This is a genomic window from Devosia riboflavina (assembly GCF_000743575.1).
Taxonomy (GTDB): Bacteria; Pseudomonadota; Alphaproteobacteria; order Rhizobiales; family Devosiaceae; genus Devosia; species Devosia riboflavina.
Genome location: NZ_JQGC01000026.1, coordinates 1 through 25575, shown reverse-complemented (window position 1 = coordinate 25575; position 25575 = coordinate 1). Strand labels below are relative to the sequence as shown.

The window sequence follows — 25575 nt, the reverse complement described above, 5'->3', positions numbered from 1 at the left end:
GACCGACCTCCGCCCCTGGGGGACGGGCGCAAGCGCTCGAAATTCCGTTCAATTCAATGCAAATTATCGAGGAACCAGGAAACCGTTAATGAAGAACAAGCAAGTCGGCCCAGCGCCCCTTGCCTTTTGAAAACGGATCCTGATTTTGAAAGCGTCGGCGCGGAACTCGCCCGATGTCAGGAAAGGCTGCTTGCTCGCAACGGGCGGCCGACGAGGGGTCTCGCAAACCACCCCGTCAGCCTGAGCCACATCACTTCTGCATCCACAGAGGCAACATGACCTATACGTCTTCTAACGGCGCCAGCGCGTCGAACAAGTCCCTTTTCATCCAATCCCAGATCAGCGCCCTCGCGCTCGAAGCCGGGCTCGTCCGGCATCCGCTCATTTCAGCGACCGACCAGGTTCTGATCCTGCGCGAAATCGACCTCAGCGGCACAGCAACGATCGGCGAGGTCATGGACGCGCTCGATGGGCATGCCGATCCCGTCGGGGCCATTCTGAGCCTCATCAAAGCCGGCATTATCTCGGCCGAACTCCAGGCCGGCATTCTCGACGAAAATGCGCTGTTGACGCGCGCCGGACATCCCTCTCCCGACGATCCCGATCCTGCAGCGCCGAGCGGCGCGCTCGTGCCGCGCAAGCCCCAGGGCCCGCTCGATGCCGGGCAAGGTGCCATCGCATGGCCGGAACAGCATGACGGCCAGTCCCCGGGCACAATCGAACATCACGCCGTGGTGGCGCTCTCATCAGACCATGGTGACGACCCGGTGCCGGAAGGTCTTGCGCTTTTGCCAGTCAGTCCCCTGCGCCCCCGCATCCATGTGGGAAGCGGGGAGGCTCGCCGATCCTTTGCAAGTCTTGACGACCTGCAAAGGGCAGGGGTCTATATCCTCCTTTCCGACACCAGCGCCTATGTGGGCGTGGGGTCGATCGTGGGGCGACGGGTTGCAAGCGGGGCCCAACCCATCGAAGACGTCGACACCATCATCACCATTACCGACGAAAATGACGGGCTCGACGATGCCGATGCCGCCGCACTCGAACGGCTCCTCCACATGCGCGTCTCGGCCGCCAAGGAAGTCCGGCTCGTTAATGGCACGCCGGGTGGCGCAGTGGTCACACCCGAACGCTATGACCAGCTCAATGTCATGGCGGGTCTTGCCTGCGAGGCTCTGGCGCGGGACGGGCATCTCTTTGTCAATATGAGCCGGCGCCTGGCACTGGCCGGGCCCCGGGCCGAGCGCGGTCAGCTTGGCCCCATCCGTCCCTTCGACCACCCGCCTGAGGGCGAGGTCTTCGAACTCTCCTTCGGACACAATCTCATCGCTCTTGCGGCCAAACGGGACGAGGACGACTGGCTGCTCCTGGCCGGCTCCGACATCCGGCTCGACACGGTCGCCAGCGCCAATGCCTCGGCGAGCTATCTGCGGGCGGCCTGGCTGTCCTCGGGCGTTCTCGAATTCTCCGACACCGGCGAGCACTATGTGCTGACACGCGACATCGCCTTCCGTTCGGGCAGTGGGGCCATGCATTTCGTGCTCGGTTCCAAAGGCCAGGGGCGCGGCGGCTGGCAGCCGATCGACGGCGCGTTCGATCCCGATGCCGGGGACCAGGGCTCCCTCGCGGCCTGAGGCCCACCAACTCTTTCCAGCTTTTTCTCATTCATGCGGATCGGGCTTCGTGCCGATCCGCCAGCGGAGCCATGCCATGTTTGGTCTTGATGACACCAACGACACCAGTGAGCGGGAAGACGACGTCCCGGAGAATTTCAAACCCCGTTCGGACAAGGATGCCGGCGTCGTCCTTGCCAAGACCGTCCTCGAGGCGGCTTTCACCAAGAAGATGCAGGCTCTCGTCAAGCGGCATCCTTCGGTCATCGTGCTCGTCGTGCCCAATGCCGAATGGATCCCGCTGATGAGCCGGGCCATCAAGACCATGGCCGATGCCCCGGCCGTGCGCGGTGTCGCCGAGCGGTACAAATCCGGCAAGGGGTCACAGCGGGTCGGCAAGGAGGAGCTGCAATGGCTACAGACGGGACGGAGCGTGCTCTATATCACCCAGAATCCGGGCGATCTCCTCCATGAAGATGTGCTGGCCGGCGTCGATGTCACCATCGTCATTCCGGCCCTCACGACGGCCTTGCTGCGCCGGGCGATCCGAAGGATGACAGGGTCCATTGCCCGCGGCGTGACCTCTTCAATGGCCGATCTCGAGATCGACCTCATTGCAACGCTGCTGCGCCCCGGCATGAGCGCAAAGCAATGCGTGCGCAATCTCCGCCGCGCGATCCGGATCGATCGGAATGCCCCACCATCGCAAACCTATACCGCCCCAGTCCTCAGCGATCTGCCGCTGACGGCCAATGTTCGGGCCTGGGCCGACCAGGTTCTGGCCGATCTTAGGGCTGTCAGCACCGGCGATCTTGGCGCCGATCGTCTGATCCCGGCCGTGCTCGAAGGTCCGCCCGGCACCGGCAAGACCCTGATCGCCGAGAGCCTTGCGCAATCGAGCGGCTGGGCCTTCGTGCCGACCAGTGTAGGCTCGTGGTTTGCCACGGGCGATGGGGCATTGGGCGGGGTATCGCGCAATGCGCGGAAATTCTTCGAAACGCTCGTGTCGCGCGCTCCCGCGGTTGGGTTGCTCGATGAACTGGATGCCATCCCGAACCGGGCCAGTATCGACAATCGCGGTCGCGACTGGTGGACACCGGTCGTGACCCTGATCCTGACCGAGATCGACACGATGCGAAAGTCGGGCCGGCCCATCCTCCTTCTTGGCGCCACCAATTACTACAATCGCCTCGACGATGCGCTCGTGCGGCCCGGGCGTCTGCAGGAGCGTATTTCCGTGCTGCCGCCGGAGAGCGAAGAAGAGGTCATTGCCGTGCTGCGCCATTACCTCGGCGATGATCTCGCCCAAACCGATCTCAGCCGGCTCGGAAGGCTGGGGCAGGGGGCAACGCCCGCCAGGATCGAGGGCTGGGTCAAGGAGGCTCGGGGACTGGCACGCGCTGAAAAGCGTTCGCTTCTCCTCGGCGACATTCTTGCCCAGGTGGTGCCGCGGGAAGACCGCACCGCGGCCGACATTCGGACCGTCGCCATTCACGAGATCGGCCATGCCCTCGTCGCCCATAGATTGGGCCTTGTCGTGGAATTGGTATCGATCATTCCCTCGGGTGCGTCCTCAGGCCGTACCGTCGCCCGTAAGACGACCCTGATGCCGACCTGGGACCAGGTGATGGACTATGTCACCCTGGCACTCGGCGGCCGCGCCGCCGACATGGTCGTGGGGCAGGGGGCCAATTCGGGGGCCGAAAGCGATCTTGCCGAAGCCACCCAGCTCCTCCTCTCGGCCTATGAGACCCAGGGGCTTTACGAGGGGCTCGCCTCGCGGCATGTGCTTGGCACCATTGCCGGGCATGCGGATCTGCGCCGCGATATCGGCAAGAAGCTATGGCAGGCGCTCGATCGCGCTCGCGCTATCGTGCGGCAGGATCGCGATCTGGTCCTCACCCTTGCTGAACGACTGATCAGTGAGAAGGTGTTCTCGGCCCAGCAGTGGCTGGAAGCTTTGGCGGATGCCGCCCTCGACAGCGCCCGCAGCGTTTCCGCACCCATGGGACGGGTTCAAGATGAGCCTCCAGAGCTACCGAGGGCGGAGAGGGCAGGCGGCGAGGCCGACAGGTTCCACCTCGAAGCGGCAAGCCATGTCCTGCTGCAAAGGCCACTAAATCAAGACCTCGAGGAGGAGGATGTCGATGGTTCCCTGGCGTAAGACCCTGCGCCGCCTCGATGGCGCCTATTCCGAACATACGCTGCGGTCCTACCGCAGCGATTTCGGAGCATTCCTCAGATGGTGCCGCAAGAAGCGCCTCAAAGCGCTGCCAGCGGCGTCGACCACCATCGTTTCCTATATCGATGCCGAAGGCATGCGCCTTAAGCCAAACACGGTGAAACGCCGGCTCTGCGCCTTGCGTCGCATTCACCATCTCTGCGACCTCGGCGATCCGACGCAAAGCGAGGAAGTCCAACTTGCCATGCGGCGCGTGCGCCGGGCGCAACCATCCCGCCCCAAACAGGCCCATGGCGTAACTGCAAGTCTGCGCGATCAATTGCTTGCCGTCTGCGGCGATGATCTCATTGGCCTCAGGGACAAGGTCCTAGTCAGCGTGGGTTTTGACACGCTTTGCCGGCGCGGTGAGCTCGTCGCCCTCTCCATCGACGACTTCAGTCCAACATCCGACGGCCGTTACACGGTGCTGGTCCGTCGAGCCAAGAATGATCCTGAGGGCGCCGGACGCACTGCAAAACTGTCCAAAGCGTCCAGCGACCTCTTCCGCCGCTGGCTAAAGGAAGCGGGAATTTCGCGAGGACCTCTACTCCGCCCCGTCTATGGCGAGCGGGTGCGGGCACTCTATCTCGAACCACTGATCGTGGGCCGTGTCCTAAAGAAGCTCTGCGATCGCGCCGGTATCGATGCCCTCATGAGCGAGAGGGTGTCTGGCCATTCCCTGAGGGTCGGAGCGGCGCAGCAGCTGACGATCAATGGGTTTGGCTTGCCACAGATCATGCGGGCCGGCGGGTGGAAGTCCGTGAACGTCGTAGCGCGCTACATCGAGCACGTTGATCTCGACGTATGGAAGTAACGGGCATGGTAGCTCACGCCCAGGGCGCGTCTACCTTTGTGCGTCATTCGGCTCTGTCGCCCAAGTGCCCGAGATCTCGGACCTGCGCCAATGAACTCATACCGGCGAGTTGAGCCTCGTCCTGCGATTTTCAGGCTTTCGTCGGGCCCAATCGGTAACCCGCGCCGGGACGATCGAACGTTAGCAACCGCCATCATACCGCGCGCAGACCCTTCGGGTTCTGCACAAAGTCCCACTCCGCACTGCCGGGAAAGGACTGTGGCCGCGCCTGACCTCTCGCGGGCGAAGGCGGCCTTTTCCTTGCAAAGACGAACAAAAAGCCCCGTGATTGCTCACGGGACCAGTCGTGCATGGGAGAGGGTAGAGCTTAGAAGTCCGCGACGAGGCCAGCCCGCAGCGCCCGCGACATCGCCGGAAAAATTGAACTGGGCGGTCAAGGCAACCGAAGAGCTGATCTCGGCCTTGAGACCAAGACCACCATAAAGGCCGATCTCGGTGCTGCCCGAAATTGCCGCATTTTGGGTCTGGCCGGGGAAGGTCACCGGAACACTGGTGCTGCCGGGATTGGTCTGAATGAAGAGACCGCCGCTGGCATTGAGGATGATATCGTTGCCTTCGATCCCGAAGGTGCCATCAAGACTCAGCCGTGCATCGACGAGCCCGAAACCCTAGGTCCCCACAGTAAGGTTCAGGCTTGAGCCCGTCTCGGAATATCCCGAAACATGGCCTCCGACATAGCTTATCTGACCTTTAAGGTCGACGTTCCCCGCATCGAGCTGAGGGATGGGCACTGCTACGCCGATGGCGGGCGCGACAAACCAGCTCGCGTAATCGGCGTGGGCGGTTTCAAGCGCGCCCAATGCGACGAGCTGACGTGCGCTTTGATGCGAACTGACCCCAGCAAGCACGAAGAAGTCGAATTTGACTATGCCTGCGTCGTGCCGGCCATAGAGGCCGGCAATCCCGCTCGTACTATCGACGGTGTGGTTGCCGGCATTGATGTCGACACGACCCCGTCCGAGCCCTGCCAGAAGTCCCAACGTTGTATCTGGGGCAAGTTGGACATGCGAGCCAGTCACGAGAGCGCCGTAAAGACCGGAAATATCGACCGGGCTCGTCTCACGGCTTCCCCCACCCACAGCAGTTGCCCAGACCTGGGGCCCAGGAGGTGGCTCAACGATGGCGAGCTCCGCGGATGTCTGCGGCGCAACCGGCATGTAACCGAGAGGTTCGAACGAAGGTTCGTTGCCTGTGTTACTGGCGTTCAACAACGGATCCAGCATGCGGCTTGTGGAGCACGTGGAAATCAATGTGTGGGGTGATGTAGTTCATTGTGGCGTTGGTGTTCAACGAGCTCCCGTTCCAAGAAGAACGGTTCTAACCGTCTTGAAAATTGTAATCATGTCCAAATCAATAGATATGTTTTTTATGTAGTAGAGATCGTAAGCAAGCTTGATACGTGCTTCGTCTGGATTGCTCGTATACCCGCTGTTGACTTGGGCCCATCCAGTTACCCCGGGCAGCACCAGTAGCCGATGGACATATTCCGGTATCTCTCTCTCGTACCACTGGGCTAGCTCAATGGATTCCGGTCGTGGTCCGATGAGGCTCATGTCTCCGACCAAGATATTATACAGCTGTGGTAGCTCATCGAGCCGCACGCGGCGAATAAACGCGCACCCAGGCATTATGCGCTTGTCCTTGTCGCTAGTAGCTCCTCCCTCTTGGCCACGGTACATCGTCCTGAACTTGTACATTCGGAACGGCCGCCCGGCAAAGCCGCGGCGGTGCTGCACGAACAGGACCGGTCCCCGGTCAACTGCAAATATGTACAACGCAACAAGGGCGCCGAGTGGAAGAGTTATGGGCAGAGTCACAACCACTGCTGCGACGTCCACAAAACGCTTTAGCCGAGCATAGGCGAACTGCCCGGGTGTATAGGCAACATTGGAGATCTCAAAGGAGCCTACATCAACTCTACGATGCTGGATTTCACTGAATCTTGTCCAAGGTAGTATCTCTACATTTCCCAGATAGCATTTCGTTAGTAGCGGCGACCAATACATAGAATGATGTTCGTCAGGATCGATCAGGACATAGTCGATTTCATCGAGTGTTGCATCCGGGTCTCTTATTAGTACCGCGCCAGGGAAAAGGGCCTGCACAATGTCAGCTTGATCGAAGTTGAGTATTGCGACCTTACCCCCCAACTGGCGGTGAAATCTTGCATTGGCGGCAGCCATTATGGCCATTGCGACAGGATAGGATAACACCAATCCCAGATAGCTGACCTGAATACGGGCAGCAGACAAAAAGGAGACTGCAAAACTAAAAACTATCGTATTGATTACGATAGCGGAAATTATGGGCGACTCTCGGTGTCGAAACGCTGTAAGGATAGTGGCCGTAATGCCAATGGCAAATGTCATTACAAATGCAACGGTCAGAAAATTTCCCGTATCACTGCGACTGGATCGGAAGAAAAAAAAACTATAGGTGGAGATTTGGATAGCCGCCGATAGTAAGACCGGGACCAAAAATGTTCGCATATCGCGGAAATATTTGTAGCGGCGCGAATTTCCACCTTGCTCCGCTACCTGAGACAAGCTTTCAGCAAATTCTTGCGAGGTTGTGGGCTTTGATTTCTTAGCACCGTGCTTCATTTGGAGTGTTCAAACCACCATGTTTTTTGAGGCTGGAGTTAAGAGCGATGTCTCAGATCCGTCGCTTGGTAGTTCGACTCGCGAAATGCTGCTGTAACGACGGCGGTTACGCGCCCCGCCAACGTCTTAATGCACCGGTGAGAGAATTAAGGATAGTTGCTCAACGCCAATTGCTCGTTTTGCCCACACTATCCTTTTGGACGGAACTGTCACGCCGTAGGACGGCGACAAGAATGCATCCTGTATAGAAGATTGCCAACCGACACCCGTTGCATTGACCACGAAGCGTCTCCCAGCTGTGGTCAACTCGTAGCCATCATCAAACTGTTTAGCTTCAACCCCGGCTGCCAGATATAACGGGATCAAAAGTTCATGCTCTTGGCCGCATTTGATTTCGTCAAGAATAGAGAGGCGTGCATTGGCAAAGTCTATTGCAAGGGTCCGCTGAACGGTCACCGGATCAGCCAGGCGCGTGTAACCGAAGTGTTGGCCGACGAATTTTGCGCTGTTGCCGTCAAACGAAAAATCCACGGCCTCGGCCTTGGCGTCCTCGTGCAGGTTCCACAGATTGTCCGAAGCATGTAGCCGATTGATTTCCGCGCCGTCCACCTGCGGTGTATTGTGGCTGGCGGTCGACCGAAAGCGGTTACGGGCGTCGAAATCTGCCGTGTAAACGTACGAGCCGGGATCGGCCACGAGCAATTGGCCATCGAGCCAGGCTTCAAAAGACAGGGCATCGTTATGCCCATGCCCACCGAGTCCTGCCAAACCGACTGGGCCGCAGTCAACAAACACATGGTTATTGCCGCCCGCGAGGATGTAGACGCCTCCGTCGCGGAACGATTGTGACGTGAGCGGGATTTGGCCAGAAGAACTTTGACGCGCGCCGTGCCAGGCAATTTCATCCGATTTCGGCGGGGCAAGGTCGATCAGGAGTGTGTCATCCAGCGTGTCGCCTATAAGCGCACAGAGATAGCGGTGGTCGCCGAGCGACTGGGTGCCAAGCGGAAGGCCACGACCGTCATCTGCATCGCCCCAATGGGGGCTGGTGCCATCAGGGCGGGAGTAGGCGGCTACGAAGCGGCCCATTGCCTCAAGCCTGTCGCGGTACGTTGCTTCGACGACAAGGCCGCCGGCTTTTCTGTAGCGAGCCGGCATGACGAACAATTCCGCGACAAGGCGGTGGTAGGGAACGGAAGCCTCGAAATCAACGCCATCTGGATGGACCTGTTTGACGATCTCCTCGTTGAGGGTGCGCCAGCCTTCCGCTGCCCATCTGTCGGCACTGCCAATGCCCCTGAAAAACAAGCCGGCGAAGACAAGGCCCGCAGCATCCGCCGTCAGGTGATTGCCATTTATGCTGGCGCGCTCGATGTGAATTTCAGTAAAGGCCCCATGTAGGTAGAGCGACGACAGGAACCTGTCTCGAAAACCAACATCAGCCCAAGCCTTGGATTTCGCGAATATATGGAAGAGCCAAGTCCAGGTTTGCAGTCGAAGTGCCGGCTCCATCGTACAGGACCAGTTGACGGAATATCCATATGGATTGGCCGCGATCCAACTCTCGATCACCGCCCTGACTGACTGGGCATAGCGCTCGTCGCCGCCAGTCAGCACATAGGCCTGTCCTACCGGCAAAAGCCATTGAAGTCGCGATATCTCCCAGGGCACCTTAACATCACTGGGACGGCCCTTGTTTACATAGTCAATAGACCGGCAAAATGCGACCGGCCAACGGTCACCGGTTTTGAAATCCTTGAGCCAGTCTATATCCTCGCCCAGATGCACCGGCCCCGTGCCCAGCAAGTCGATCTGATGGGCCATGGCCCGGTCCGCAGCCGCCAAAATTTGGGCGGAGCTCCCGGGAAAGGTCTTGTCATAGTCGGCGCGGTCAAATCCCTGAACATGGGCGGGGTAGGGACGTGCTGCCAGATCGAGCCATAGAGCGTCGACATTGTCATGACCGCCCCAACGCGCAAGCCTCTTGCCGCTTATTGAGCGGGCGAAGGCGGGACCGAGCACCCTCTCGGACTCCATGCGCGCTTCCTGGGCTAGGCGGCGAACAATATAGGCTGGAGATTTCGTGGCGAGCCGCCTAAGGCGGCCCATGATCTGACCCTGTCCCATGTCTTGCCTAATACCCGCGTGCCTGTTTGCCCTCGATCCAGTAGTCGTACCAGGCAGTGAGGTTATAAAGCGTCCAGATCGGCAAGCTAGCGTCGGCCCGCAGCGAGCGGTGGTCTGCGAACAGCCTGTTAATGTAGTCGATCTTGAAAAGTCCGCGCTTGAGAAGGCCCGAGCCTAGAATCGAGCGCTCCACGCGTTCCCCGAAGCCGCCGCGCAGCCAGTCTGCCATTGGCGCGCCGAAGCCCATCTTTTTTCGATAGATGAGTTCGTCAGGGATCATGCCTTCGACGGCCTTCTTGAGGACGTACTTGGCCTCCCCGTTCTTGGTCTTCCAATCTTCCGGAATGTCGAAGCTGAAATCGACAAGGTCACGGTCAAGGAACGGCACGCGTGCTTCCAGAGAGACTGACATCGAGATTTTGTCCACTCGCATCAGGAGCAGTTCGGGCAGACGCAGTCGAAACTCGGAATGGATCATGCGCGTAAGCGGTTCGCTATCGGGAAACTTGGCATCAAAAGGTGCAAAGAACGAGTTGATCACATTGAAGCTGTCGGGAACGAGATACTTAGGATCCAGCACTCCAGCTTCTACCATGGTCTTGTGATGATCGGGCGACCCCAGAGCTTCATAGCGAACCAGCCGGTCCTTGGCCGTATTCCAGAACACCATGGCTCCGGTCCAGAAATGCTCCCGATCGCGCGCCGCGCGATCGATGATGTCCGCGTAGGTCTCCCATTGCGGGCGGATTGCCGATGCGCCAACTGCCATCCCGGCGGCCATGCGCTGGAGGCCTTTGGGCAGCTGGCGGAAGGGCTGCCAGTATTTTCGATAGAGTCGCTGATAGCCCATATAGCTGGCATAGCCGGAAAACTGCTCGTCCGAGCCTTCGCCGACCTGCACCACGGTCATGCCGTTATCTCGAGCAAGCTTGGAAACGAAATAGAGCGGAATGCAGACCCAATCGGCGAGCGGTTCATCCTGGTGGTGGATGAGGTTCTCGAGATAGCCAATCATGTCAGCTTCATCGATCAGCACCTGATGGTGCTTGGTGTTGAAGCGCTTGGCCGCGATATTGGCATATTCTAGCTCGTTGAGGTGCTGGTGATCCTTGAAGCCGATGGTGAAGGTATTGAGTGGTAGGTCGGTATATTCGCTCATCAACGCAACATTCGTCGAGGAATCAATGCCACCCGACAGGAATACACCGAAAGGCACGTCCGACATCATCCGGCGCTCTACAGCACCACGCAGCCGCGTGCGGATGCCGTTGACATAGAAGTCCTCCAGTGCCTTCTCGCTGAGGCCGGCGGTCTCCTCGGGACGGATGCCCTTGCCCGGCGCGGCATCATAGTGCCGGTGCATGCTGATCTGGCCAGTTGAGGATACTTTGAGATAGCAGCCGGCAGGCACTTTATAGATGCCCTTGAACATGGTCATCGGTGCTGGCGTCGTCAGAAAACTCAAATAGTGGACCATGGCGAACGGATCGATATCCCGCTCGGCATGAGGATGAGCAAGCAGCGCCTTGATCTCGGATGCGAAGCAAAACTGGCCGTTGAAGACGCCGAAATAGATCGGCTTGACGCCAATGCTGTCACGAACGACCAAAAGCGAATCGTCACGGTTGTCGTAAAGCCCAAAGGCATAGTCGCCTGAAATCCGGTCGAGCAGCCCGTCTATGCCCCATTCCTCGAAGCCGTGGACAAGGACTTCTGTGTCGGAATGGTCGGTACGGAATCTGTGTCCAGCCTGATCGAGCAGGACGCGTAGCGGGGCATGATTGTAAATCTCGCCATTGAAGGTGATCCAAACACTTCCATCTTCGTTCGGCATCGGCTGGTTAGCGGCAGTGGAAAGATCGATAACCGACAGCCGCCGATGCCCAAAGCCAATGTGCGCGCGCTCGGATATCCACAGCTCGCCGCCATCCGGCCCCCGATGGGTCATGCAGTCGCGCATCGACTCAATCAGGCCTGGTGTTACGAGACCGTCTTGCCCATAGGCAAAAATCCCAACTATTCCGCACATATGACCTTGGCCTCTTGAAAGCGATTAAACCCCGGACGTGCCGGAACGTGGGCTACAGCGCCAGTTGACGCTGAACTTCGAAGCTGACGCGAGTGGCCGCCAACTGCTCATCCATGGAGATCGGCCACTGCCCGTCCGTCTTGAAAGCCTGTGCAAGCGCTTGCAGTTCTTCGAACTGGCCCTTCTCGATGACAGTGCCCTTCCATCCACCCGCACCGCCCGTGACGCTGAGCGACTTGTAGTCATCCAGTGCGATGACCTTGCCGTCGACGAAGATTTCGGCGCGCTCCTTGGGGTAGTCCTTGGCTCCCATGGCCGTGTAAGTGAGCGTGCAGACTGAGCCGTCATCGTAGCGGATCGTCGCTACGAAATTGTCGTCGCGCCGCCAATAGGCGGATGACGGAGAAATCGATACCGCATGGACTTCGGTCGGCAGACTCCCAGTCAAGGAGTTGAACAGGTCGTAGATGTGGCACGCTTCGCCGATATTGCGGCCGCCACCTTGCGGGCCATGCACCCAGTGATCCGCAGGGATATAGCCTGCATTCATGCGATAGTTGACGATAACGGGAGAAGTACGGTTGGCCAGAAGCCTGCGGGCCTCGGCGATCGCCGGCGAGAACCGCCGGTTGAAGCCGGTCATCAGCAGGGGCCCGTCCTTGACTTCCGCGTAGAACGCCTCAATCTCGGCCAGTTCGTCCTCGGTCAATGACAGCGGCTTCTCAACGAAGACGTTCTTACCCGCCTTGAGAGCTTCTAAAACCATGCCAGCGTGCAGGTCGTGTCGCGTGGCGATCAGGACCAGATCGATCTCCGGATCTGCTAGGACCTCTGCGTAATTGGTCGAAGCATTGGCTGCACCGAAACGCTCTGCGGCCGTGCGCGCCGACAGGCCTGTGCGGCTCACAACGGTGCGCAGTTCATAGGAGCTCTTTAGCCTCTCGATATTGGGTAGATGCATGCCTTGGGCAAAACCGCCTGCGCCCACGAGAGCCAAGCGGATGCGGCCGTCGATCGCGGCGGGCCTCTGTAGCTTGAGTGTCGTCGTCTTGGCTTCGGCGCGATCTGCATATTTGAGCAGGACCAGCAACGGCTTGACGCCTGGCGCGGCGAGCTTGGAGTAGGCGGCTTCCGCCTCGTCGATATCGAACGGCTCCTGGATCATGTTGGCGAGCGAAACGCGGCCGGTTGCCAGCAGCCGCAGGTACTCAGACATGTTCCTGTTTTCGGTCCAGCGCACATAGGCGCGCGGGTAATCCTGCCCCTCTTCCTCGTAAACGGGGTCGTAGCGACCTGGCCCATAGGAGGTGGAAATCAGAAAATCGAGTTCCTTGGCATAGATATCGTTCCGGGCAATGTTGAGCCCGACATCGCCGACCACTACGACGCGCGCCTTGCGGCGGCACGCCTGAAAGGCCTGGGCCAGTATCTCACTTGAAGGCGAGGCCGCGGTAATCACTACAGCATCGGCGCCATAGCCATCGGTCAGCTTAGTTACGCGTTGTACAAAATCGCCATCGCCGGCATTGAGCCCGATATCGAGCCCGTTCTGGCGTGCTACTTCAAGGCGCTCTCCGTCCACATCGGTGCCGATGACACGACAACCATGGGCTGCGAGTAATTGGGCGGTAATCTGGCCAAGAATTCCTAGTCCGACGACGACGACGGTTTCGCCAAGGGTGGGATTGGTACGTCGGACGCCCTGCATGGCGATGGCGCCCAACGTGACCGTGGCAGCGGCATCCATGCTGAGATCGTCAGGAACCGGCACGGTCAGGTTCACAGGAACGTCGATGAGTTCTGCGTGGTTTGCAATGCCTGCGCCCGCACAAGCAACCCGGTCGCCGACCGAAATGCCATCGACCTCGGAGCCTATCTCAACCACGACGCCCGAGGCCGAGTAGCCGGTCGGCAGCCCGGCATCGAGGCGGCCCTTGATCTGCCGGTAGACCCGCGCGACGCCTTGATCGCGCATCATCTGGATCGCCTTCTTAACATGGTGCGGCTGTTTAATAGCGCGCCGGTACAGTGGCAGGGCGGACATCTTGATTCCCGCCATCTCAGTGCCGACGGAAACGCAGGAGCGCTCAACCCGAACAAGGACGTTGCGCGGGCCAACCGTCGGGGCCGGGACATCTTGAACAAAAACCTTGCCAGACCGCACCAGTAGCTGCTTCACGCCCACACACCCCGTGTATCAATGATCGTCTTGCCCTCTAGGTCAGAGGGCGCAATGTCGTAGTAGCCGCGATGATTGACCAACATCACCACGATATCGGCATTGCCGATCGCAACGCCCGCATCGTCCACGAGCTGGACATGCGCGTGACCGGCAAGCGCTTTTGGCAGCGCATCGATATGTGGCTCCGACACGTCAATGTCGGAATTTCCGAGATCGGCCAGAATCTCCGCAATCTGCAGCGCAGGGCTTTCGCGCAAGTCATCCACGTTCGGCTTGAAGGCCAGGCCGAGCAGAGCGATGCGAGGACGCCCGCCCTTGTGCCCACCGATGGCCAGCTTGATCTTGTCGATCACACGCATTGGTTTGCTGTCATTGACTTCGCGCGCGGTTCGAATGAGGCGCGCGACATTCGGAGCGGCCTCGACGATGAACCAGGGATCAACGGCGATGCAGTGGCCCCCGACGCCGGGGCCAGGCTGCAGGATGTTCACGCGCGGATGGTGGTTGGCGAGCTTGATCAGTTCCCAAACATTGATGTCCAGTTCTTCGCAGACGGCCGACAGCTCGTTGGCAAAGGCAATATTGACGTCGCGAAAGGCATTCTCTGTCAGCTTGCAAAGTTCGGCCGTGCGCGAATTGGTGATCAGCAGTTCGCCCTTGCAGAAGATACGATACAGGGCGACCGCCTTCTCGGAACATACCCTAGTGATGCCGCCGATGACGCGGTCATTTTCAACCAACTCCGTCAGCACCTTGCCTGGCAGAACGCGTTCCGGACAGTAGGCAACAAAGACGTCTGCATCGCTGGACGTTGCTATGGGGAAGCGCAGGTCTGGCCGAAGTGCAGCAATCTGTTCGATAAGCTTCTCAGTCGTGCCGGGCGGAGATGTTGATTCAAGGACGATTAGATTGCCTTTGCGCAGTCGTGGCGCGATTGAAGCGCCCGCCGCAAACACATAGGCCAGATCAGCCTTGTCGTCATGGAACGGCGTGGGTACGGCAATGACGAAAGCGTCGGCTTCACCTGGTTCGAGCGCCGCGGTAAGCAGGCCCTTCTGCACAGCCCTTGCGGTCACTGCATCGAGGTCTGGCTCGACGATATGGATTTCGCCGCGATTGATCGTATCCACGACCCGCTGTTGCACATCCACGCCGAGAACTTTCACGCCGTTGGCAGCAATGACAGAGGCGGTGGGCAGGCCAATATAGCCCAACCCCAATACACAGACCGTTTCGAAGGTGTTGGGCATTTAGTTCTCCAGGACCGCGCGTATGCGCGTTGCGGCAAGTCCATCTCCGTAAGGATTGATGGCCTGTGCCATAGTCTCGTAGTGGCTTTTGTCGGTTAGCAGGCGGGTCGTCTCACCATAGATTTTTTCGGCATCGGTGCCGACCAGAATGACGGTTCCTGCAGAGACGGCTTCGGGTCTTTCGGTCGTATCGCGCATCACCAGCACCGGCTTGCCTAGCGACGGCGCTTCCTCCTGGACGCCGCCAGAATCGGTGATGATCAAATTGGCATGCTCCATCAGGAAGACGAAGGGTTCGTAATCTTGCGGATCGATAAGAAAGATCCGCTTTTCGCCGCCAAGGAGGCGCTCCACCGGCTGCCGCACATTGGGGTTGGGATGGACTGGGTAAACGATTTGCACATCATGTTCGTGAACGATACGTGCAAGTGCTGCGCAGATACTCTCAAAACCGGCGCCAAAGTTCTCACGTCTGTGCCCAGTAACCAGTACCGTTCGCCGACCGCTGTTAAGGAACGGGAATCTGGCGAACATCTCTTCCAGCTTTTCGGTCTGGCCGGCAAGGTTTTCCCGCGTGGCCAGCAACGCGTCGATCACGGTGTTCCCCGTAACGTGGACCAATTCCGCCGCGATACCTTCGGCGAGTAAATTTTCACGAGATTTAGCCGTCGGGGCGAAATGGTAGCTCGTTGCAAGCGTGGTAACGCGCCGGTTCATCTCTTCCGGCCAGGGCGAGTATAACGAGCCAGAGCGCAATCCAGCTTCGACATGCCCAAGCGTAATTCTTCGGTAAAATGCAGCGAGAGACGCGGCCAGGGTTGTGGTCGTATCGCCATGGACGAGGACGATATCGGGCTTGTATGTATCGAGAACCCCGCCCACCCCGATGAGCACGCGCGCCGTCAGTTGATCCAGCGTCTGGTTCGGGCGCATGACATCGAGATCGAAGTCAGGCACGATAGCAAAGAGGTTCAGCACCTGGTCGAGCATTTGCCGGTGTTGAGCGGTCACGCATACCTTGACCTCAAGGCTTCCGCTCTTGCGCAGCTCGGCGACAACTGGCGCCATCTTGATCGCTTCAGGTCGCGTGCCAAAGATCACGAGGATTTTTCTCAAGGCCAGCCTACAATCGTTAACGTCCGTGAGGGTTGGCAGGTAGCCGGTGTTCACCTGAGCTGCAAGAAAAATCGAATGCGCGATCCGTTGTCGCAGCCATGGAAAATTATGATCGGCCCATCGGTTGGGCAGTGGAAGAACTCCAGAGCTTGATCTCGCTAAAATGCCAGCTCAGCGTCCTCATTCTCAATGATGCCAACAATGTCATCTGCCATCGATGCCATGATTGCCCGGCGATCGAACTTCTTTATGAATTCGGTACGGGCGATCGGTGTCAAGTCGAGCGTTTTGAACGAACGGAGAGCGCCCTCTGCATCGCAGGGAGCAAACAGTGCAACATTACTGATGTACTCGGAAGCAAAATCGGCCGAGTAGCCCTGCATCCCGGCCCAGATTGGCTTTCCAGTTGCAGCGTATTCGAAGAGCTTGGATGGCAACACCTTTTTGAAGGCCTCTACATCGTTCAGATGAAGGAACAGCACGTCGGCGCGCGCATATTCATCGAGCAACGTACGTCTCGGTACCGGTGGGAGCACTTCGACATTTGTGACATTCTGCTTGGCAAGTTCGTATTGAAGTATGTCGTGTCGCCCGCCGTCGCCCAGAATCCGGAATTGTACTTTTGCAGCAAGCCGTAGCGCGAGGCCCGGCAGGATTAGGTGCAGTCCTTGACCCTCTCCAATATTGCCAGCGTAAAGGACGGTCAACGGCCGCCCTTCACGATCCGATGGACGGCCCGCGGGCAGGCCCAAGAACTCTTCATCGATGCCATTGGTGTGGAAGGTAAAGCGCTTTCTTGGGTAACGCCTGGCAAAGTAGGGCTCAAATCCGCCAGACACCAGATTGACTACGGTGGCACGGCCAATCGTTAGCCGCTCCACGATCGAGAATGGACCAACGCTGAGCCCAGCAATCCAGCCGGGGAACAGGTCATTTATTGTATCGACAAAGATATCGCGAAGGTCGAGATAAAGGGGCGCGCGTTTGGTGGCCGACAGTCCTGCCGCCAGCGCCGCGGTCATCAACCGCGATGAGGTCGCTGCCACGAGGTCATATTGCTTGCGGCGAGTAATCGTCCACACCCCGCGCAGATAGGCCGCAAAGGCGCGAGACTGGTCGATGATGCCACTGCGATGCGGCGGGAGCGTTACGCGATGAAAAGTGACGCGCCCTATCCGTTCAACGGTTGGGGCGTTGAGTGAAAAGCTTGCATACCTGTTAGGCTGCGTTGTGATGACATCGAGCTCAGCCTCTGCCGGCAGTCGCTCGTTCAGCGCTTTGATGAGCGCTGCAACACGAAATGAGCCAGCTGACAGGTCAGGCGGATGATAGAAGCTGAGGAGGAGGATCTTCAAGCGCTTACTACCACTCTATCTTAATCCCGATGGGCGCGCCGAACGAATGAACGGAGAGACGCTGGTTTGCCACCGAGTCACCGAACCGGGGATGCCAGGAGGCCGTTTCAAGATGTGCTTGTTCACCCTGCCTGATATCGATCTTCACGGTGCTTTCGGGCAGGTCGGCAACAAATTGCCGGTCAGTAATCGCAGTGATGGTAACCTCAGGGGAGAAGTGAAAACGCGCTTCTGCCGTAGCTTTAGCGTCGCCGAAGCTGTCCACGACGGACAGCGTTCTGTCGTCAAATGTCCATTGCCGTGTGTGGGTCACGGGCCGCGATAATCTCCGATAACCGTCATGCGCACAGGATATGGTCCATTTGTCCCCAGCCCGGCTGACGGATGGACCCAGTGGTCTTGCACGTCGGGCAACTCGGAAGCCACTCCACACTTCGGAAGAGTTTTCTCCGTCTATGAGGACGGTGTTGTGTGCAGCGGTGCCGCGCTGGCGCAGGCGTTCTGGTCCGTTGCCGTAGAGGGACGTGCCGCTGTTGACGACTAGCCTTTTCCCGTGGACTGACAATTCAAAGGAAAGAGTGTCGGCATGTGCGTGGCCCGGCAGATAGTCCGGACCAATGGCTGCAACGTCAATGATGCAAACAGCGTCATTTGCTTGCAGCCTTATATAGCCTGACGCCGCAAGATGCGTCAGTCCATCCCTGGGGCGGGTAGGAATGGGGATGTCGAGGCGCGCTGCATAGGCAGAGAGGTCGCCAAGTCTGGGCGCGATGCCGAATGCGGCGTCGTTAAAAAGGGAAATCTCACCATCGGGGTGGGTCATCGCAGCCAGCCATTCGAGCATGCGAACGACGAGTTCTTTGGAGATTGGCAGGCCAAGAGCTGCCGCATCGTGCCCATAGGCCGTCATGATGTTGAGCAGATCGAGTACATCATCCAGGGCAATGGCGTGATACATAGGTGACAACTCGAAATGTCCACCATCCTCTAAAATCTGCTCCTTCAACTGTGAGCGCAGGATCCCTGTTCCGATGGCGAGCCAGCGTTCTGCGTCAGGTCCCGACAGAAAAAGGCCGGCAAATACTAGCGCCTTTCCGTTGGCAAACAGGTGGTTTCCCAGAAGGTGATATTCGAGACGCCTTGTGAGCCAGTCCGCTTGGCTGGCTAGGCTGCCGATCATGCCTGGAGGTGGCAGGTTGCCAGCCAGCAGCCACTTGATCCAGTTCACGATACGCAGTGACACCGGGTAAGGCTCCCAGCCAGTACCCGCGGCGGCCGGGTTCTCGGCCATCCAGCGCAGGATAATTTCCTCGTGCCATTGGTGCCGCTCGGGCGAGCCCTGAACGCCTAGATCATCGAAATAGTGCAAGTTGTAGCGCCAGAGCTTTTCGACCTCTGGATCATCCCAGCCGACAGTGTTCAGGTCCTGGGAGACGTTTAGAAACTGAAACCGCGTCGGCCCCGTCATTGTAACGGGCTTTGCGACCGGATTCTGCCAGTTGCGGGGCAAAGGTGCAGCGTCGGCGCCAACCAGACGGGATTGCGGTCGGCCGACCCGAAACAAGGCGCGTGACCAGAACTGGACAGGCTTGAGATATCGGATTGTGTGCCAATAGGTCAACGCGCTAGCCAAGCCTACGCCCCTGGCTTGCTGGCGTTCGCGCATCTGGTCGTGTGGTCGACTCGTTGGCCGGCAACGATCCAAATGCATCCAAAATCGCGCCGACGTGATGCGCCCAAGTATACTGCGAGAGTGCCTTGGCGCGTGCGTTCCGCGCCAGATGCCGGGCCCAGTCCGGGCGCTCGACTAAAAATTTGATGCCTTCTACTAGGGCATCAACGTCGCCAGGTTGCCCGAGAATGGCCGTTGAATCGTCGTCGGACGAGGGGCCCGGAAGATCTGGTGAGACAGCCAAGACATCAAGGCTCGGAGAAAGAACATGCTCGATTTGGTCAAGGCGCGACCCATAGATGCCCTTTGCCATAGCCATGTATTCAAACAGCTTCGTCGGTGATCCGAAGAACTTGCTGCCGTCGGCATTCGCCACATGTGGTGAGATGAGATAGTCGGCGGATGCAAGGTGAAGGGGAGCTTCCGCTTGTGGCACAAGGCCGGTTATGGTGCAGATATCACTGGCACCCGCTTGCTCTATCCTAAGTTGGACGTCCTTCATCTTAGGTCCATCGCCGATCAGCATAAAGTGGCACTTGTGCTTCGCCACCCAGTCGCGCTGCTCTAGGGCGAGCTTCGCGATAGCTTGAGCGAGCACCTCGGCGCCGTGCCACTGCCCGAACGTGCCAATGAAGGCCGCGACCTGGGAGTCGGGAGTAATGCCGTAGCGGGCGCGAAGTGCATTGCGCTCGGTTGGCGAGAAACGCTCGGGATCGAACACTTCTGGGTCGATGCAGTTGGGGTATGTGACGATACGATCGGGCGCCACACCACGTGCGATCAACTCATCTCGCAGGACGTCCGATATTGTTACGACGAGATGGGCATGTGCCAGCATGGCCTCTTCGGCCATGGTTGCTAGTCCATTAAAGCTCATGGCACGCCCCCAATTGCGCGCTATCCAGGTTTCTGAACCATTGTATTCCACCACTAGCGGCAGTTTGAACCGGCGGGACAACACAACACCGAGATAGTTGGCCGCGGAAAGACGCTGATATATGATACCGAAGGGCGTTGTTCGAAGCACCTGGCTGGCCGCTCGCGCAAAACTTGCCTGGAACCGATAATTGTTGAGGCCGTAGGGCATGCCGAACGTTGCGGGGGGCGCTACATGCAGCAGCTTGACTGCTGGATCGACCATGACAGGAGGCTCGGCCGACGCGAAGGTTACGCCATAGCCGGCCTGGTGCAGCCCGTTGATCACACCCGCGATGTGTCCAATCGACCCACCGGCTTTGATGCCCATCCATAGATTGGTTTTGAGATAAAGCACGCGCCGTAAGCTGTCATCGGCGGCGACCGCGATGCGCGGCTTTTTTAGTAGGGACCTCAATTCTGCCGCTGACAGGGTCGCCCGGACTGCCGAGCTTATGCTGGCGCCAACGAAACGAGCCACGTCGATCAGTGTTCCAAGTCGGGAGACTTGAACGACACGAAGGTCCGGCCCCACGATTTCGATACGGTGCGCCCTGGTGAAACCCGCAATTAGACGGACGATGGGCAAGAGGGCAGTACTGTTCTCGTCCTCAAGTGGCAAGATCAGGCGATCTGGTCGCATCCGCCAGAGTGTTAAGATCAGGGTCGCAGGCTTGAGTTCGCGAAGGTCTCCGAGCGTTGCCCGCTGATAGGGCTGTCCAATGACCACAGCCAGGGAATCCTGGAAACGTTGTGACAGCGGATAAGCAGAGAGCGACAGGACTTCAGGTTGCATTTTTCTTGTCATTGGTTGGAGACGAAGCCCCGGCATGCCGAAGCCTGTGCGCAAGCGCCCATGCGAGCAGAAATATTGTCGAATGTGCCACTGAGAGAGCGACCATTGCACCTATTCCAGCGTGGACCGGCACTAGATAAGCGGACAAGGCCACTTCAACAAGCAGGCCAAAAATCCAGATGGCGATAAGAAGAAGAGGGAATCCAATAGCGGCCAAAAATTGCGAGACGACGGACAATAGACCTATGGCAAAGCCGCTCGGTAGACCATAGAGCAACATCTTATAGGCATCGCCATGCGCTGCGCCGTACAGCAGTTCAATGAAAGGGCGCCCAAATGCTGCCGCGCCCGCGCAGATGACCAGCATAGCTACTGCGACCAATGCGAGATTCTTCCGCATCTGCTCATAAGGGGCCTTCGATGTGAGAATGGCGGGAAACAGCACCACTGCGACGGCTGTCGGCAGGATTCCGATTGTATCGAGGACTTGCACGGCAATCGACCACTCTCCGACCACGGCAATGCCGGCGATCCATTCGAGATAGATCGCATTGTAGCGCAACACGGCAAATCCGATGAGTGTGACGAAGTATGCCCGCAAGGCAAAGCCTATGCCGCCGACGAATAATTGCCAATCCAAGCGAGGTTTATCGCCGGAGAGGGCAAGCAGCCTTAGGAGCAGAGGTGCACTGATGGCCAACGATGCCAACGCTGCGCCAGCAAGTGCCGCTTCCGGGCTGCCAAGAACGAACGCAGCTGCCGCCACCGCGAGAACAGTCAGATAGCGATTGAGGACCTCGAAAAGGTTGAATTCGGCATAGCGTTTCAGAGCCACCAGCAGATTGACCGCCAGGAGATAAAGTAGGGAGCCTGATGCTAGGACACCCGTCGAGATGGCAGATACCAACCCACCGGGAGACTGCGCCGCCGGACTTGCGACAAGAACCAGCGCCGTCGTGACGCCCACCAGAACGGAACAGAGCAGTGCGTTGGCCGTAAGTCTGCCGAGCAACGAATGATTGCGCGCCAGCAGGAAGGTATTGGACGACGGAAGGCCCAGATTGCCCAACTGAACGGCGAAGCCGGCGAGTGTCGACCAATAGAAAAATGTGCCCCGGCCCTCCGTCCCCAAAAGCCGAACGACAACAACGCTGGAGACTAGGCCGGCAGCCATAAGCAAGATGCGGGTCGCGGCGGTTATGGCTACATCTTTTAGCAGTGCCGGTGCCTTCAATATTTCCGGCGATGCGTTCCATTAAATTGGGTAGAACGCCGCGCGGCTGGCCATATGCAATGGCGGACACGCTATCTCGCAAGCCACGCCGGCTGGCCTTGTACACTATACGATGCGGTAGGGCACCGCGAATTTGTATGCCAACAGACGCGCCCATTGGCCGAGGTGAAGACCCTATGCTAGGGCCTTCCAAGCGCTAGTGTTGAACTAAATCACCTTGCGTATGCCGGCTCGCGCGGCTGCGCTGAGCATTTTTGCCAGGTTGGCCAAGATTTGAACGAGGCTTGGCGATAGCTGTCCTAGGTTACGTTACGGTGCCCCAGGGCGCATTTAGAGGAGCCCGCATGGCGGCAAGAGTGTTTCGAGAAAGATTGGCCCCATGGGCGTGCTTTGGCGTAGCTGCGGGTATGTGCCTGCTGCCACTGGAACTGCCGATCACCCAAGCTGCTCATGGTGTACTGGCTAGGCACATTGGTGACCCCTATATTCTATTCCACCCGCTGACCTTGATTGTTGTGTCTCTGACGGTCGCCTGGTGGACAGGGCGTGAGAACCCCTGCTGGCGTCTGGAAGACAGACTAGTGATTTCTTTGATTCTGCTCTGTGCCGCCTTCACAGCAGGATCTTCCCTGCTTAAGCACTCGGATATGAATTTGACATTCCGATACCTCTACTTTGGGTTCGGTTCGATAGTTCTGGCTTTCGTCCTGTTTAGAAGTACCAGGTGGCAGAGGATTGCGTTTCGGGTCATTCCTTGGGGCGTATTGGCTTGGTTGATCCTTTTGTTAACGTCATACGCGCTGTTTTTTGTCACTACGGAGGTGTACTCCAGTAGGTTGCCGGAGCGCATTCTGGCTCTGAGGGCGCCGGGCGATTCTCTGTCCAGGACGGCCCTGTTCTTCGATGTGGCAGGCAATGTAAACAAAGTCTCGAACTATGCCTTGGTGCTCATGGTGCTTTTGCACCTGGCGAATATTCGCGGATTTATTTCGAAACATTTGTACTGGGTAACTCAGGCCCTTTTGATTGTGGTCTTAATCATAACGTTTTCGCGCGGCGCTTTCTCGGTGCTCTTTCTTCTGGCACTTGGCTTCTGTATTGCAGCAGCGTTGCGCTTTAGGCGGGACCTGGGCGCAGCGGCGAGCTATCTCTCCCTAGCAACGCTGCTTTTTTTACCCCCGCTAGCTAGCGTCTCTGACGGCTTCTTTAGAGAGTACTGGGCAAACCTCGAAACCGTGACGTCGCGTGTGGATCAAGCTGCGTCGCTTGGAGAGCAGGGCGGCGACACAATTGTATTTGGCTACGGTGTGGGAAACTACGGTGAGGTCGTTTTTGGAGACCCCGTGAAAGGTACCCACAATCTGTTTCTCGACACCTGGGCAAATGGTGGCTTTGTTGCTGTTGCCGCGATGGCCGCGTTGTTTGCCGTGGGGATATTGTTCGGTCTTCGGGGGGTCGCAGTCAGGTGGTCCGACGAGAGGCTGGTTGGCGTAGCGGGCCTTTTGGCGATAACAGCCCTAGGCTTGCGAGAATACGATATTGCGTATCTCTATGCGACATCAATAGGGGGGTTTTTCGTCGGCGCATTTGTGGCTCTCGCCTTGCATGGCGAGACCAGAGAGGCATAGTGCGCGGAGCGAAATAGAGCCATGGCTGCGGCTGATGTGTGAGTTGTTAGTGTACGGCATTTGGCGTATCTCGAACAAACCGCGCTCAATTTCGTAAGCGAGAGTGCGGAGTTTTCCGGAGTTGTTGGCCTTGTCAAAAAATGCAGTTCCGTTCAACCGTCCAACTTTGCTTGGTGGCGAATTTGACAATGTTTTGGTCGCGATAAACTCCGGCAAGGTGGCGGGCGATGGTCGCTTCACCAAGCTGTGCAATGAATGGTTGGAGACCCGTCTAGGTGCCGCTAAGGCTCTGTTGACCCATTCCTGCACGGCGGCACTCGAAATGGCCGCGTTGCTCTGCAATCTGCAGACGGGCGATGAGGTGATAATGCCCTCTTTTACGTTTGTCTCCACTGCCAACGCAGTTGTTCTGCGCGGCGCGGTGCCAGTCTTCGTGGACGTCGATCGGCGTAGTTTCAATATCGATCCCGTGGCGATTGCCGCAGCGATCACTACTCGTACTAGAGCGATCTTTGTTGTGCACTATGCCGGCGTGCCATGCGATATGGACGCAATCAATGCCATTGCGCGTGCCTATGGCCTCAAGGTCGTGGAAGATGCGGCGCAGGCGCTTGGGTCGACATACAAGGGGCGTCCTGCCGGGACGCTCGCCGATATGGCTGCTTTTTCTTTCCACGAAACCAAAAACCTCAATTCGGGCGAGGGGGGCGCACTTGTGCTGTCGAATCCCGATCTCGCCGAGCGCGCCGAAATCATCCGCGAGAAGGGTACGGATCGTAGCCGCTTTCTGCGCGGACAGGTCGACAAATATACGTGGGTTGATGTTGGCTCGTCGTACCTGCCTAGTGACATCCTTGCGGCCTACTTGCTGACGCAATTGCAAGATGTCGACCGCATCAATACTAATCGCCTTGCCACTTGGAATCATTATCATGTGGCGTTGGCCGGCTTGGAAGCGGCTGGTCATTTTGTGCGGCCACAAGTTCCTGACTACGCCCGGCACAATGGGCATCTTTACTCCATCATTCTTGGCGATGAAGTAAACCGCGATGATTTCCTTGCGGCCATGCGCCAAAACGAAGTAGCGGCGACCTTCCACTATGTTCCTCTACATTCGAGTCCGGCGGGCCTGAAATATGGCCGCACGGCCGGCGAGATGACAGTCACCGACCGCATTTCTGAGAGACTCGTCCGCCTTCCGCTCTATTTCGACATGGGTCACGGAAGCGATCGTGTTGTCGAAGCCGTTGCCAGTTATTTCACTGCCTAACTAACGGCTACTACAGGAGAATCTGATGGTGGACACGCGCGCTGTTGGCATGGGAGCCGTTCTGACCGCTGTTGTTATGCTAACGATCGCACAAATAGCTATTAAGGCACGCCTCACAGCTCATGGCACTATGCCGTTGGATATTAATGGTCTGTTCCGCTATGTGTTTGAATTGTTGTGCGATTGGCAACTTGTTGTCGGGGGGCTTGCGCTCGTCGTATCCAGCGTCTGCTGGTATGCAGGCGTATCACGCATACCGCTCAGTCAGGCCTATGCCCTGGCGGCTATCACGTATCCGCTAGTCTTCGCCGGCACGGTGCTCATCCTGCACGAACCCCTCACCTGGCAGGGGGTCGTTGGAAATCTAGCTATCGTAGCCGGAGTTGTGTTGATCGCCAGCACCTAGAACAAGGTAAGCGGGAGCAGTCTGGGTGAATCGATATTCATCTCACCCACGGCAACGCAGTAGCGAGTCGTAGTGAGCCGAGGAAGCGGATGCTCGCCCGGTCGAAGCGTGTCGCGATGTGCCGGAAGTGCGTAAGCGCTCTGGCGATCACACGTTGACGGCCTAATTCCATGGCAGGGCTGACAGCTGCTTTTTGGCCTGCGGCAATTCACGAAGGGTCGCGCCTAGCGAGGCGTGAGGATTTGTCCGTCGTCAGATCATTTGGCGCAGTTTGGGTCTTGGATTAG

The 25575-nt window shown here is 58.2% G+C and carries 17 protein-coding genes; 6 read left to right on the top strand and 11 right to left on the bottom strand.

Annotation, left to right across the window (positions count from 1 at the left end):
• The first annotated feature begins 275 nt into the window (after positions 1-275).
• The 3 genes from JP75_RS20310 (at position 276) to JP75_RS20300 (ending at position 4645) form a co-directional block, all read left to right on the top strand.
• Positions 276-1631, top strand: coding sequence for a DUF4357 domain-containing protein (locus JP75_RS20310; RefSeq protein WP_035086435.1), 1356 nt, complete (start codon positions 276-278; stop codon positions 1629-1631).
• 76 nt (positions 1632-1707) lie between these two features.
• The gene (locus tag JP75_RS20305) at positions 1708-3774 is read left to right on the top strand and encodes an AAA family ATPase (protein WP_035086433.1); all 2067 of its coding nucleotides are present in this window, start codon (positions 1708-1710) and stop codon (positions 3772-3774) included.
• Positions 3758-4645, top strand: a complete 888-nt coding sequence (locus JP75_RS20300) for a tyrosine-type recombinase/integrase (RefSeq protein ID WP_035086431.1) — start codon at positions 3758-3760, stop codon at positions 4643-4645. Before JP75_RS20305 ends, JP75_RS20300 begins: the two co-directional genes overlap by 17 nt.
• Positions 4646-5313: 668 nt before the next feature.
• Here the strand turns inward: JP75_RS20300 and JP75_RS20290 are convergent.
• The 11 genes from JP75_RS20290 to JP75_RS20240 form a co-directional block, all read right to left on the bottom strand.
• On the bottom strand, positions 5314-5913 hold the full coding sequence (locus JP75_RS20290; protein ID WP_160194741.1) for an autotransporter outer membrane beta-barrel domain-containing protein: 600 nt from the start codon (positions 5911-5913) through the stop codon (positions 5314-5316).
• Positions 5914-5991: 78 nt separating this feature from the next.
• On the bottom strand, positions 5992-7308 hold the full coding sequence (locus JP75_RS20285) for a sugar transferase (protein WP_084587822.1): 1317 nt from the start codon (positions 7306-7308) through the stop codon (positions 5992-5994).
• Positions 7309-7434: 126 nt separating this feature from the next.
• Positions 7435-9330 (bottom strand): alginate lyase family protein, encoded by a 1896-nt coding sequence (locus tag JP75_RS20280; protein WP_160194739.1) that lies wholly within the window; start codon positions 9328-9330, stop codon positions 7435-7437.
• A gap of 112 nt (positions 9331-9442) precedes the next feature.
• Positions 9443-11464 carry an asparagine synthase (glutamine-hydrolyzing) gene (gene asnB, locus JP75_RS20275; RefSeq protein ID WP_035086421.1) on the bottom strand — a complete coding sequence of 674 codons (2022 nt, stop codon included), beginning with the start codon at positions 11462-11464 and terminating at the stop codon, positions 9443-9445.
• A gap of 52 nt (positions 11465-11516) precedes the next feature.
• Positions 11517-13643, bottom strand: coding sequence for a bi-domain-containing oxidoreductase (locus JP75_RS20270; protein ID WP_035086524.1), 2127 nt, complete (start codon positions 13641-13643; stop codon positions 11517-11519).
• Entirely contained in the window at positions 13640-14896 is a 1257-nt protein-coding gene (wecC, locus tag JP75_RS20265) for a UDP-N-acetyl-D-mannosamine dehydrogenase (RefSeq protein WP_035086419.1), read from the bottom strand. The genes JP75_RS20270 and wecC overlap by 4 nt, the downstream gene beginning before the upstream one ends.
• Entirely contained in the window at positions 14897-16066 is a 1170-nt protein-coding gene (gene wecB, locus JP75_RS20260; protein ID WP_341872292.1) for a non-hydrolyzing UDP-N-acetylglucosamine 2-epimerase, read from the bottom strand.
• A 104-nt stretch (positions 16067-16170) separates the two neighbouring features.
• Positions 16171-17367 (bottom strand): glycosyltransferase family 4 protein, encoded by a 1197-nt coding sequence (locus tag JP75_RS20255; RefSeq protein ID WP_035086416.1) that lies wholly within the window; start codon positions 17365-17367, stop codon positions 16171-16173.
• A gap of 7 nt (positions 17368-17374) precedes the next feature.
• Positions 17375-18988 (bottom strand): heparinase II/III family protein, encoded by a 1614-nt coding sequence (locus JP75_RS20250; RefSeq protein WP_244446369.1) that lies wholly within the window; start codon positions 18986-18988, stop codon positions 17375-17377.
• Positions 18989-18992: 4 nt separating this feature from the next.
• A complete protein-coding gene (locus JP75_RS26005; RefSeq protein ID WP_035086411.1) occupies positions 18993-20750 on the bottom strand; it encodes a glycosyltransferase in 1758 nt (585 codons plus the stop codon).
• Positions 20740-21984 carry a lipopolysaccharide biosynthesis protein gene (locus JP75_RS20240; RefSeq protein ID WP_035086409.1) on the bottom strand — a complete coding sequence of 415 codons (1245 nt, stop codon included), beginning with the start codon at positions 21982-21984 and terminating at the stop codon, positions 20740-20742. Before JP75_RS20240 ends, JP75_RS26005 begins: the two co-directional genes overlap by 11 nt.
• Before the next feature lie 344 nt (positions 21985-22328).
• Here JP75_RS20240 and JP75_RS20235 point away from each other — a divergent pair, with 344 nt between their 5' ends.
• The 3 genes from JP75_RS20235 to JP75_RS25530 all read left to right on the top strand — a co-directional run bounded on the left by JP75_RS20235 (position 22329) and on the right by JP75_RS25530 (position 25288).
• Positions 22329-23612, top strand: a complete 1284-nt coding sequence (locus tag JP75_RS20235) for an O-antigen ligase family protein (RefSeq protein ID WP_035086406.1) — start codon at positions 22329-22331, stop codon at positions 23610-23612.
• Positions 23613-23742: 130 nt separating this feature from the next.
• Positions 23743-24882, top strand: coding sequence for a dTDP-4-amino-4,6-dideoxygalactose transaminase (rffA, locus tag JP75_RS20230; protein WP_035086404.1), 1140 nt, complete (start codon positions 23743-23745; stop codon positions 24880-24882).
• A gap of 25 nt (positions 24883-24907) precedes the next feature.
• Entirely contained in the window at positions 24908-25288 is a 381-nt protein-coding gene (locus tag JP75_RS25530; RefSeq protein WP_051960996.1) for a DMT family transporter, read from the top strand.
• The last annotated feature ends 287 nt before the right edge of the window (positions 25289-25575 follow it).